The sequence below is a fragment of the Mesorhizobium sp. NZP2077 genome (genome assembly GCF_013170805.1).
In the GTDB taxonomy this organism is placed as follows: domain Bacteria; phylum Pseudomonadota; class Alphaproteobacteria; order Rhizobiales; family Rhizobiaceae; genus Mesorhizobium.
In genome coordinates, this window is record NZ_CP051293.1 from 4,129,869 (window position 1) to 4,141,441 (window position 11,573).

Consider the following 11,573-nt stretch of genomic DNA (forward strand, 5'->3'; position numbering starts at 1 on the left):
ATCCCGCCTGTTCGTCCGCGAGGCTAACGTGTTCGCGGTTAACCGCAGTTTACTGCGAAACCTGTGTTCCGCCCAGATTGACCACCGACTGCGCCTTGTGCGCTGCCTCGACCACGGCCAGCGCCGTCATGTTGACGACACCGCGCGAGGTGACCGAGGGCGTCAGTATATGTGCCGGCATGTCGGTGCCGAGCAGGATTGGCCCGACATGCAGCGCATCCATCATGGCGCGCAACGCCGTCAGCGTGATGTTGGCCGAATCGAGGTTCGGGAACACCAGCAAATTGGCTTCGCCCTTCAGCCGCGAATGCGGATAGACGCGCTGGCGCAGGTGCTCCGACAGCGCCGAATCTGCATGCATTTCGCCGTCGCACTGCAGCTCCGGCGCGATGCGCGCCAGGATCGCCGCCGCCTGCCGCATCTTGAGCGCGCTTGGCGAATCGCGCGAGCCAAAATCCGAATGCGACAAAAGGGCAGCCTTCGGCTCGATGCCGAAGCGCTGGATTTCCTCAGCCGCCAGCACGGTCATCTCGGCGATTTCCTCGGCTGTCGGGTCGACGGAGACATGCGTGTCGGTGAGGAAGATGATGCCGCGCTGCGAAATCAACATCGACAGCGTCGACAGGTCATGGTCCTTGATGCCGGCGCGAGGGCCAATGATAAGGGTCACATTCCGCAGATGCCGCTCGAAGCGTCCTTCGAGGCCGCAGACCATGGCGTCGGCATCGCCGCGCTTCAGCGCCAGTGCCGCGATCACGGTGTTGTCGGTGCGCACCATGGTGCGTGCGGCTTCCGTCGTCACGCCGCGCCGGCCGGCGAGTTCGATCAAAAGGTCGACATAGTGGCGGTAGCGCGGATCGTCCTCCGGGTTGATCAGGCCGAAATCGACGCCCGGCTTGATTCGCAAGCCATAGCGCTTCAGCCTGACCTCGATGACATGCGGACGGCCGATGAGGATTGGCTCGGCAATGCCTTCCTCGAGCACCACCTGGGCGGCGCGCAGCACGCGCTCATCCTCGCCATCGGCGTAGATGACGCGCTTGGCGCTCGACGCTTTTGCGGATGAGAACACCGGCTTCATCACCAGGCCGGAGCGGAAGACAAAACGGTTAAGCTTGTCGATATAGGCGGCGAAGTCGGTGATCGGCCGCGTCGCCACACCGGTGTCGCAGGCTGCCTTGGCGACGGCCGGCGCGATGCGCAGGATAAGCCTGGGATCGAAGGGCGAGGGGATCAGGAATTCGGGTCCGAAGATCGGCGTCTCGCCCGAATAGGCGCGCGCAGCCACGTCCGACGGCTCTTCGCGGGCGAGGGCGGCGATGGCGCGCACGGCAGCCATCTTCATCTCTTCGTTGATGGCGCTGGCGCCACAATCGAGCGCGCCGCGGAAGATGTAGGGGAAGCACAGGACGTTGTTGACCTGATTGGGAAAATCGGACCGTCCCGTGCAGATCATCGCATCTGGGCGGGCGGCGCGCGCCTCTTCCGGCATGATCTCTGGATTGGGATTGGCCAGCGCCAGGATCAACGGTTTTGGCGCCATGTGCTGCAGCAGTTCGGGCTTCAGCACGCCTGCCGCCGAGAGGCCGAGGAAGACATCGGCGCCGGGGATGACATCGGCCAACGTGCGCGCCTCGGTGTCTTTCACGTAGGGGTCTTTCCAGCGGTCCATCTCGTCGACGCGGCCCTTGTAGGCAACGCCAAAACGGTCGGTGACCCAGATGTTTTCGACGCGTACGCCAAGCGAGACCAGAAGGTTGAGGCAGGCAAGGGCGGCCGCGCCCGCGCCGGAAGTGACGACCTTAATATCCGAAATGGTCTTGCCGGCGAATTCCAGCCCGTTGAGCACGGCGGCGGCGACGATGATGGCGGTGCCATGCTGGTCGTCGTGAAACACCGGTATCTTCATACGCGCCTTGAGCTGTTCCTCGACCTCGAAACACTCAGGCGCCTTGATGTCCTCAAGGTTGATGCCGCCGAAGGTCGGCTCCAGCGCCGAGATCGTCTCGACCATGCGCTCGATCCCAGGCGCGTCGATCTCGATGTCGAAGACGTCGATGCCGGCGAACTTCTTGAACAGCACGGCCTTGCCTTCCATCACCGGCTTGGAGGCCAGCGGGCCGATATTGCCGAGGCCGAGCACGGCCGAGCCATTGGAGACGACGCCGACGAGGTTGGCGCGCGCCGTATAGTCGGCCGCGGTTGCCGGATTGTCGCGGATTTCGAGGCAAGGGGCGGCGACGCCGGGCGAATAGGCAAGCGCCAGATCGCGCTGGTTGCCGAGCGGCTTGGTCGCCTGGATTTCGAGCTTTCCCGGCGTCGGGTACTTGTGGAAGTAGAGGGCGGCTTCGTCGAGGTCCGAACGTGCCGTTTTCTTGTTCTCGCCTTCCATGCGGCCGCTCCCTCGAAACCTGTTTCGAGAGTCCTTTTAGCATGCGGCCAAGGTTTTTCGCGACGCTAATTGACGCGCCGGTAGCTTTAAACGACGGCGCGTCGAAAATCTCTAGATGTCAGATGCTTACGGTTGTTTCATGCCAGATGATTCCTGCCGTTTCGTCCGCCTTTCGATCAGAAGGCGCTGACGTAGAGACCACCGTCGACCGGGATGTTCTGCCCGGTCAGGTAGCCGGCATGGACCGAGCAGAGGAAGGCGCAGATCTGGCCAAATTCCTCCGGCGTGCCGAGCCGCTTGGCCGGCACATCGGCACTGATTCGGGTCTTGCGCGCCGCAGCCGCGGCGGGGTTCTCGACGGTGCCGGCCTTATGCGGGCCGCGCAGACGGTCGGTGTCGAGCTTGCCCGGCAAGAGACTGTTGATGGTGACGTTGCGGTCGATCACCGTTCGCGCCACGCCGGCGAGGAACGAGGTCAGGCCGGCGCGCGCTCCCGACGACAGGTCGAGGCCGGGGATGGGGACATAAACCGACAGCGAGGTGATGTTGACGATGCGGCCGAAGCCGCGCTTGGCCATGCCGTCGAGAACGGCCTGCACCAGTTCAATCGGCGTCACCATGTTCTGGGTGACGCCTTCAAGGATCTTGGCACGGTCGAGTTCGCGGAAATCGCGAAGCGGCGGACCGCCATTGTTGTTGACCAGGATGTCCGGTTCGGGACAGGCGGCGAGCAGCGCCTTCTGCACCTCGGACTTCGAAATGTCGCCGACGACTTCCGTCACCGTCACGCCATAGCGCTGACGCAGCTCCGCGGCGGTTTTGGCGACCAGTTCGGCATTGCGGCCGTTGACGACGACGTCGCAGCCGGCCTCGGCCAGCGCCATCGCGCAGCCTTTGCCAAGACCCTTGCTCGAAGCGCAGACGATGGCCTTCTTTCCGCTGATACCGAGATCCATGACGATTTCTCCTGTGATTTGCCCGGCAAGCTAGTCCTTAGGCTGGACCAATCGCAACCGTCATACGGTTGTTGCATGAATCGGGGCATAGGCTGCTCGAAAGCAAGGGTGAAATCGCGATGTCAGGCCAAGAGCCCCGCACTTTCCGCAGCATGTTCATTTCCGACGTCCATCTCGGCTCGAAGGCGGCGAAGGCCGAGTTCCTGATCGATTTCCTGCGCTACCACGACGCCGATATCATCTATCTGGTCGGTGACATCGTCGACGGCTGGCGGTTGCGGCGCAGCTGGCACTGGCCGCAGAGCCACAATGACGTCGTGCAGAAATTGCTGCGTAAAGCACGCAAGGGCGCAAGCATCACCTATGTCGCCGGCAACCACGACGAATTCGCCCGCCAGTTCCAGGGCGTGCATTTCGGCGGCATCGTCGTCGCCGACCGCGCCATCCATGAGACGGCCGACGGCAAGCGCATGCTCGTCATCCATGGCGACCAGTTCGACACCGTCGTCCACAATCAGCGCTGGCTCGCCTATCTCGGCGATCACGCCTATGACGCGGCGATGATCGTCAACCGCGTGGTGACGCGGCTGCGCCAATGGCTCGGCCTGCCTTACTGGTCGTTCTCGTCCTGGGCCAAGGTCAAGGTCAAGAAGGCGGTCAACTTCATCGGCTCGTTCCAGACCGTGCTGACCGAGGAAGCCCGCCGCTCGCATGTCGATGGTGTCATCTGCGGCCATATCCACCATGCCGCGATCGAGAATTTCGATGACGTGCGCTATATCAACACCGGCGACTGGGTGGAAAGCTGCACGGCTGTGGTCGAGCACTTCGATGGCCGGATGGAAATCCTGACCTGGGCGCAGGTGCTGCCGGAATCGCTAGACGAGCCTTTCATCCCCATGCTCATCGAAGATCGGGTCGGGCAGGCGGCCTGACGCGAAAGTCGCGACGTTATTAGCGTTGATCGATTGGTCCAGCCGGTTTCGTCTGATTTTCCGCCATGTTATGGGATCGATCACCATCGCCGGTCGATCATACGCGGCGTAATTGGATCGATTCATGTCACTGCCGCCGCTTTCACCAGAACAGCTCGTCAAGCCGCGCTATTTCGAACTGCGCATGAGCCTGATTTTCGGCACGCTGTTCATATCGCTCGGCACGCATCTGCCCTATTTCCCGCTCTGGCTGCAGGCCAAGGGGTTTCACGCCGAGCAGATCGCGGTCATCCTGGCGGCGCCGATGTTCCTGCGGGTGGTGGCGACGCCGCTGCTGACGACGCTCGCCGATCGGGCGAGGGACCGCGCCAATGTCTATGTCGCGCTGGTGGCAGCCTCGCTATTGCTCTCGGCGGGTTATTTCCTCACCCCGACCTACGCGATGGTGCTGGCGGTGTCGCTGGCGCTGACCATTGTCTGGACGCCACAATCGCCGATCGCCGATTCGCTGGCGCTTTCGGGTGTGCGTCGCTTCGGCTCGAACTACGCAAGCATGCGCAAATGGGGGTCGATCTGCTATCTCTGCGCCAATGTGGCGGGCGGCTTCATCCTGGCGGCCACCGGTCCCCAGGCCGTTCCAGTGATCATTTTCCTTGCCCTTGGCGCGGCACTCGTCGCAGGGCTGCTCGCGCCGCGCATGGGGAGGCCGCGAAAAGCCTCGCCGCTGTCGGCGGCGAAAATCCAGCACGCGGCGCCGAGCCTGTTCAACGCTTATTTTCTTTATTTCACCTTTGGCGTCGGCATCATCACCGCCAGTCACGCCTTCCTCTACGGTTTCGTTTCCATCTACTGGAAATCGATCGGCATCGGCGACTCCGTCGTTGGCCTTCTATGGGCCTGGGGCGTCGTGTCGGAAGTCTGCATGTTCTTGTTTTTCAATCGCATTTTCGCCTCCGTGTCCGTCGTCAGGGTGATGGTGATCGCCGGCGTCGGGTCGATCGTGCGCTGGATCATCTTTCCATTGGTATGGCCGCTCGGCCTTGGCATCCCCGGCTTCTTCGCCGTGCAGTCGCTGCATTCGGTGTCTGTCGCAATGGTGCTCATAGGCCTGCAGAGAATGATCGCCGAAACCGTCTCCGAAGAGCGCACGGGTGCTGCGCAAGGCATCGCCTATTTCTTCAACGGCTTCTTCATGGCCGCCGTTACGCTGGGTTCCGGCCCGCTCTATGACCGTCTCGGCGTCGATGGTTTCCTGGTGATGATCCCGATCGCGATCGTCGGCCTCGTGCTGATCGGGCTCGCCGCGCGCTCAGCCCCAAAGCGCCCGGTCCGGGGGGGAGACGAGCGAACCCTGGTAGACGAGGCCGGGCACGCGGTCGCGGGCAAGTAGCAGCGGACCGTCAAGGTCGACGAAATCGGCGTCCTGGGCGAGCAGGACCGCAGGCGCCATCGCCAGCGATGTGCCGACCATGCAGCCGACCATGACGCCGAAACCCAGTTCGCGGGCGCGGTCACGCAGCACGAGCGCCGCCGTGAGGCCCCCCGACTTGTCCAGCTTGATGTTGACGGCATCGTAGAGGCCGACAAGCGTTTCCAGGTCCTTCGCCTCATGCACGCTTTCGTCGGCGCAGATCGGCACCGGATGCGCGATGTGACGCAGGATTTTGTCTTGGCCTGCCGGCAGCGGCTGTTCGATGAGCGCAATGCCTTGCTCCGCGGCGAAGGCGAGGTTTGCGACGATGTTGTCGTCGGTCCAGCCCTCATTGGCATCAAGGATGATTCGGCACCGAGGCGCGGCCTGTCTCACCGCCTGGATGCGGGCGATGTCGTTGTCGCCGCCGATCTTGACCTTCAGCAGTGGCCGGCCTGCATTGGCACGGGCTTGTGCCGCCATCGCCTCGGGTTCACCGAGCGACAGTGTGTAGGCGGTTTCGAGCCGACGCAGCGGGGCCGGCCAGATTGCGTTTGCCGCCGGGTTGCCGCTGATCTTGGCGTCAAGGTCCCACAGCGCACAATCGACGGCGTTGCGGGCGGCTCCCGCCGGCATTGCGTCGAGCAGGGCGGTCCGGTCGATGCCGCCGGCGATCCGGTCGCGCATTGCCTCGATCGCGGCGTGCACGCCTTCCATGGTCTCGCCATAGCGCTTGTAGGGAACGCATTCGCCGCGACCGACATGCCCGTTTTCGCCGATCGTGCAGGTGATGACTTCGGCCTCGGTCTTGGAGCCGCGCGAAATGGTGAAGGTGCCGGCGATGGGAAAACGCTCGGCCTCAACCGAAATGACACGCGCCATATTTTTCTGCTCCGGCTATGCGACAAGCGTGGTCGGCAAATCGACAGGTCAGACCCGTCAGGCTAAACAGGACGCCATGTTGACCATCGGCAAGCGCGACGCAAGCGGTACGACCGCCTCGGAGGCTGACCACCAACCACACGTGGCGGTCGGCGAGGAGGGCGGCGTTCTCGGCTGCGCGTTCTCCGGAATCTGGACGACACGGACCGTGGCGCTGATCGACGCCGATATGCGCAAAATCGAGAAACGAAGCGGTTTCAAAACCTTGTCGCTCGATCTTTCGAAAATCGAGAAGATCGATACCGCCGGTGCCTGGCTGATCGACCGGCTGGTCAGCGCTTTCGAGAAGAAGAACGTCGAGGTCCGGCTGCAAGGCCAAAGCGAGATCGCTTCCATCCTGCTCGATGCGGTCAGCGAGGCTGTCCGGCGCGAGCCCGAATCCGCACCGGCGCGGCCGCCCAACATCGTCATTCGCGCCCTGGAGGCGGTTGGCCGGCGGGTCTACGAGATGCGCGATGATTTCCTCGCGTCGATGAATATTCTGGGCGCCACCATCCGTGGCGCGCAAATGAAGCTCGGCCGCGGCCATGCCGTCAACCCGGCGGCGATCTTCAACCAGATCGATCGCATGGGCGTCGGCGCCATTCCTGTTGTGGTGCTGATGTCGGCGATTGTCGGCGCCATCGTTGCCCAGCAGGGAGCCTACCAGCTCAGCTATTTCGGTGCCGATCTCCTTGTCGTCGACCTGGTTGGCGTGCTGATCCTGCGCGAACTCGGCGTGCTGATGACGGCAATCATGATCGCCGGCCGCTCCGGCAGCGCGATCACCGCCGAGATCGGCTCGATGAAGATGCGCGAGGAGGTCGACGCGCTGAAGGTTATCGGCCTCAACCCGATCGGCGTTCTGGTGTTTCCGCGGCTGGTCGCGCTTGTCATCGCGTTGCCTTGCCTGACCATCATCGCCAATTTCGCGGCACTTGGCGGCGGTATGGCCGCCGCCTGGCTTTATTCCGGCATCACACCAGCGGCGTTTATTGACCGGCTGCGCGTCGCCATCGACCTCAGCACCATTTTCGCCGGCCTGATCAAGGCGCCGTTCATGGCCATGATCATCGGCACGATCGCTTCGGTCGAAGGTATGAAGGTCGGCGGCAGCGCCGAATCGCTCGGCCTGCACGTGACAGCCTCGGTGGTGAAGTCGATCTTCGTCGTCATCATCCTGGATGGGCTTTTCGCCATCTTCTACGCAGCGATCGCGTTCTGACAGATGGCGAAGGGCAATGGCATCAAAATGAAGGAAGTGGACGAGAGCGAAATCGTCCTTTCGGTGCGCGACGTCACCGTTGCTATCGACGGAAAGCTGATCCTAGACAAACTTTCGCTCGATATCAGACGGGGCGAGATTCTGGGCTTTGTCGGCGCCTCGGGTGCCGGCAAATCGGTGCTTTTGCGCACCATCCTTGGCCTGCTGCACAAACAATCTGGAACGATCAAGTTGTTCGGCGTCGATGTCGATAAAGCGAGCGACATCGAACGTCTTCGCGTCGACATGCGGCTTGGCGTGCTGTTCCAGCATGGTGCGCTGTTTTCGGCCCTGACCGTGCAGGAAAATGTGCAGGTGCCGATGCGCGAATATCTCGACCTGCCGAAAAAGCTGATGGACGAGCTGGCGCTGCTGAAGATCGAGCTGGTCGGGCTGCCGCCGGACGCGGCGCAGAAATTTCCCTCCGAACTCTCCGGCGGCATGATCAAGCGCGCGGCACTGGCTCGCGCTTTGGCGCTCGACCCGGACATCGTCTTTCTCGACGAGCCGACGTCCGGACTCGATCCGATCAGCGCGGCGGAGTTCGACGAACTGGTGGTCAAGCTGCGCGATACCATGGACCTGACCGTCTATATGGTGACGCACGACCTCGATACGCTCTTTACCGCTTGCGACCATGTGGCGGTGCTGGGCAAGAAGAAGGTATTGGTCGAAGGCACTATCGACGACATGCTGAAGAGCGAGGAACCGTGGGTGAAATCCTATTTCCGCGGAAAACGCGCCCGGCAACTTGATCTTGCGGCGCGCGCATAGCCATAAGTGGGACAATGGAAACCAGAGCCAACTACGTCATTGTCGGCATTTTTACGCTGGTTGCGATCCTGGCGGCGTTTGCCTTCGTCTATTGGACCGCCGCGATCGGCGACAGGGGCGAGACCACGCTGCTGCGCGTGCGCATTCCGGGTTCGGCTTCCGGCCTTGGCCCCGGCAGTCTGGTGCTGTTCAACGGCGTCAAGGTCGGTGTGGTCAAACGTGTCTATCTTGACCTCGACAATCCGACGGTCGCTATCGCCGACACCGAAGTCGACCGGCTGACACCGATCACCAAGTCGACGCAGGCCGATCTCGGCCTTGCCAACCTTACCGGCCAGGCCAATATCGAACTCAAGGGGGCCGATCCCAAGGAAATCAAGCTTCTCGACCAGGCCGAGAAGGAAGGCAAGGTTGCCGAGATCGTCGCCAACCCCTCGGCCGTGACCAACCTGCTGCAGACGGCGCAGAACATCTTCACTCGCGCCGACAAGGTGCTTTCGGAGCTCGAAGGGTTCACCAAGGATGTTCGCGGGCCGCTGACGCAGACCGTCCAGAACGCGCAGACATTTTCCGATGCGCTGGCCAAGAATGCCGACGGCATCGACAAGTTCCTGTCCGCTGTCAGTGCGCTATCCGACGAACTGAAGGGCGTTTCAGGCAAGCTGGACGGCACGCTGAAGGCCGCCGAAGGGATTCTCAATGCTGTCGACAAGGACAAGATCAAGAGCATCGTTGCCAATGTCGATACAGTGACCGCGAATCTCAAGGAGACATCGCAGCAGTTCGACGGCGTGATCAAGAATGTCGACACCGCGGTCGGATCCGTCAATGATTTCGCCAAGCAGACACAAGGCACGCTGGCCAAGGTCGATGGCGTGCTCGACGGCATCGACCCGGCCCAGGTGCGCACAGCTCTCGCCAACATCCAGAAGGCGAGTGAAAGCGCCGACAAGGCGGCCGCCGACATCGCCGTCGTGACCAACAAGTTCGCCAACCGGGCCGACGACATCGACCAGACGATCAAGGACGCCAAGCAACTGGCGCAGCGGCTCAACGACGCCTCGGTGCGTGTCGACGGCATCCTCGCCAAGGTCGATACCTTGCTCGGGTCGGGACAGGCCGATGGCGTGATGGCCGACGCCAGGGATACGCTGAAGTCGTTCAAGCAGGTCGCCGATACGCTGAATGCGCGGCTTGGTGTCATCACCGACAATCTGGCGCGCTTCTCGGGCCAGGGGCTGTCGAACGTAGAGGCGCTGGTACAGGACAGCCGCCGCTCGATAAGCCGCATCGAGGAGGCGGTCACGGATCTCAGCCGCAATCCGCAACGCATTCTTTCGGGTGGCGACGGCGAGGTTCGGCAATTCGATGGCAGGGCTCGGCGTTGACTTCGGCATCGGCGCGCCCCAAGAACATGAGCTGCGGATGCGGGTTGATCTTACGATCCGGGGACAACGGGGATCGCGCGTGAAGTCGGTGTGGGTGAGAACGGGTGGATTGACACCGGCTGTGGCGCTGCTTGCGCTATCGCTTGCCGGCTGTGCGGTACTGGGCGGCAAGCCTGCGCCGCTCGACACATTCGAGCTGTCGGCGCCGTCGGTTGACGCTCATGGCCATAGCCGCAAGCAAATCCTGATCGCCCAGCCTTCGGCGCTCAAGGCGCTGGACAGCCAGAACATCGTCATCAAGCCTTCCGACCGCTCGATCCAGTATCTGAAGGGTGCGCAGTGGGCCGACCGCCTGCCGCTGATCGTGCAGGCGCGGCTGGCCGAGACCTTCCAGCGCTCGGGCAGCTTTGCCGGTGTCGGCAAGCCGGGCGAGGGCCTGGCGATCGACTACCAGGTGATCGTCGAGATCCGGTCCTTCGAGGTGCGTGTCGAAGGCGGCGAACACGCCGAGGTCGACCTGTTCGTGCGCATCCTCAACGACCGCAACGGCGAGGTGCGCGCATCCAAGAGCTTTACGGCTTCCGCACCCGTTTCGGGCAGTGGCAACCCTGCCTATGTCAGCGGGCTCGACAGCGCGTTTGGGGATGCCGCCAAGCAGATCGTTCGCTGGACCGATTCGGTGATCTGAGTTTCAGTGCACTGAAACCCGCCAAGCTCTTTCAAGCTACAAGCGGTCGAAGACATCAGGCCGCAGCTTTCCGGCCTTCAGCAGGTGCTGCAAGGTGTAAGTTACGGACAGCGCGTCGTCGAGTGCGTCGTGTCCCTGCAGCGGCGGGTGTTCGACGCCATAGTAGTCCGCGAGCTTGCTGCTCGGCGTCCTCGCCAAATCCTCGATCGGCATCCCAGCCGCGATCAGCAGCTTTACGGCTTTGTCAAACCGGGTGGCCGGGATGGAAGGCTGACCGCGCCGATCTGCGCGATGTCAGGGTCGGGATCGTGGGCCGCGCACCAGAATCGGCGTTGCGAACCCTCAAGGCAGAGAAACTCGCAGTCGAATATGATCGCCGTCTTCACGGCCGGTACCCTTCTATCTAGCGGATCGCGGGGTCGCGTTCGTCACGTGTCCTGCCATGCCACCGACTTGTATTGGCCACCGTTGTTGAGGAAGAAGTATGCTATCGCCTCGTAGCACTGCTTGATCGGGATGCACCACGACAGCGGATATTCGTCAACCTGACCATTCGCCAGCGTGTAAACGCAGGTCCCATCCTTGGTTTGGGTTCCTTGTGTCACCGAACCGCTGTCTCCATCGAAGCGCAAATACATCAGCCAGGCGTTGTCGCCATTCCTCAGCATAGAGAGAGACTGGCCACCCGGGGCCGAGATCCATAATTCGAACTGCCGCTCCAGGTCGAAGTGACCAAGGACTGGGGCGAATTCTTCGAAGGTCTCGTATGGCTGAGTTATTCCCTTGAATGTGACTTTCACCGCGTAGGCTCGCCTCAAGAAGGTGATGGCACTCTCTAGATGTG

10 protein-coding genes and 1 pseudogene are annotated in these 11,573 nt (G+C 62.3%); 6 read left to right on the top strand and 5 right to left on the bottom strand.

All coding sequences use genetic code 11. The features are described 5' to 3' along the window. Positions 1-49: 49 nt before the first annotated feature. Together HGP13_RS20515 and HGP13_RS20520 are read right to left on the bottom strand one after the other, a co-directional pair. Complete coding sequence (locus HGP13_RS20515) at positions 50-2,392, bottom strand: NADP-dependent malic enzyme (protein WP_172228617.1); 2,343 nt, start codon at positions 2,390-2,392, stop codon at positions 50-52. Positions 2,393-2,568: 176 nt separating this feature from the next. Beyond that, positions 2,569-3,348, bottom strand: a complete 780-nt coding sequence (locus HGP13_RS20520) for an SDR family oxidoreductase (RefSeq protein ID WP_172228619.1) — start codon at positions 3,346-3,348, stop codon at positions 2,569-2,571. A 119-nt stretch (positions 3,349-3,467) separates the two neighbouring features. Here HGP13_RS20520 and HGP13_RS20525 point away from each other — a divergent pair, with 119 nt between their 5' ends. Both HGP13_RS20525 and HGP13_RS20530 read left to right on the top strand, forming a co-directional pair. Next, positions 3,468-4,283 carry a UDP-2,3-diacylglucosamine diphosphatase gene (locus tag HGP13_RS20525; protein WP_246707073.1) on the top strand — a complete coding sequence of 272 codons (816 nt, stop codon included), beginning with the start codon at positions 3,468-3,470 and terminating at the stop codon, positions 4,281-4,283. 124 nt (positions 4,284-4,407) lie between these two features. Next, the gene (locus HGP13_RS20530) at positions 4,408-5,673 is read left to right on the top strand and encodes an MFS transporter (RefSeq protein WP_172228621.1); all 1,266 of its coding nucleotides are present in this window, start codon (positions 4,408-4,410) and stop codon (positions 5,671-5,673) included. Here the strand turns inward: HGP13_RS20530 and dgcA are convergent. Next, on the bottom strand, positions 5,593-6,576 hold the full coding sequence (gene dgcA, locus HGP13_RS20535) for an N-acetyl-D-Glu racemase DgcA (RefSeq protein ID WP_172228623.1): 984 nt from the start codon (positions 6,574-6,576) through the stop codon (positions 5,593-5,595). The genes HGP13_RS20530 and dgcA overlap by 81 nt on opposite strands. 76 nt (positions 6,577-6,652) lie before the next feature. On the opposite strand from dgcA, the gene HGP13_RS20540 reads away from it, so the two are divergent. The 4 genes from HGP13_RS20540 to HGP13_RS20555 are packed head-to-tail and all read left to right on the top strand — an operon-like array spanning position 6,653 to position 10,729. After that, a complete protein-coding gene (locus HGP13_RS20540) occupies positions 6,653-7,840 on the top strand; it encodes an ABC transporter permease (RefSeq protein WP_172234790.1) in 1,188 nt (395 codons plus the stop codon). Positions 7,841-7,843: 3 nt separating this feature from the next. Then, positions 7,844-8,653 carry an ABC transporter ATP-binding protein gene (locus tag HGP13_RS20545; protein WP_172228625.1) on the top strand — a complete coding sequence of 270 codons (810 nt, stop codon included), beginning with the start codon at positions 7,844-7,846 and terminating at the stop codon, positions 8,651-8,653. A gap of 14 nt (positions 8,654-8,667) precedes the next feature. Beyond that, entirely contained in the window at positions 8,668-10,041 is a 1,374-nt protein-coding gene (locus tag HGP13_RS20550; protein WP_172228627.1) for an MlaD family protein, read from the top strand. Positions 10,042-10,078: 37 nt separating this feature from the next. Then, a complete protein-coding gene (locus tag HGP13_RS20555) occupies positions 10,079-10,729 on the top strand; it encodes an ABC-type transport auxiliary lipoprotein family protein (RefSeq protein ID WP_172228629.1) in 651 nt (216 codons plus the stop codon). Positions 10,730-10,765: 36 nt separating this feature from the next. On the opposite strand, the pseudogene HGP13_RS20560 reads toward HGP13_RS20555, so the two are convergent. Both HGP13_RS20560 and HGP13_RS38005 read right to left on the bottom strand, forming a co-directional pair. Then, a pseudogene (locus HGP13_RS20560) lies at positions 10,766-11,115 on the bottom strand (hypothetical protein). Positions 11,116-11,157: 42 nt separating this feature from the next. After that, a complete protein-coding gene (locus tag HGP13_RS38005) occupies positions 11,158-11,529 on the bottom strand; it encodes an Imm1 family immunity protein (protein ID WP_246707074.1) in 372 nt (123 codons plus the stop codon). Positions 11,530-11,573: the final 44 nt, after the last annotated feature.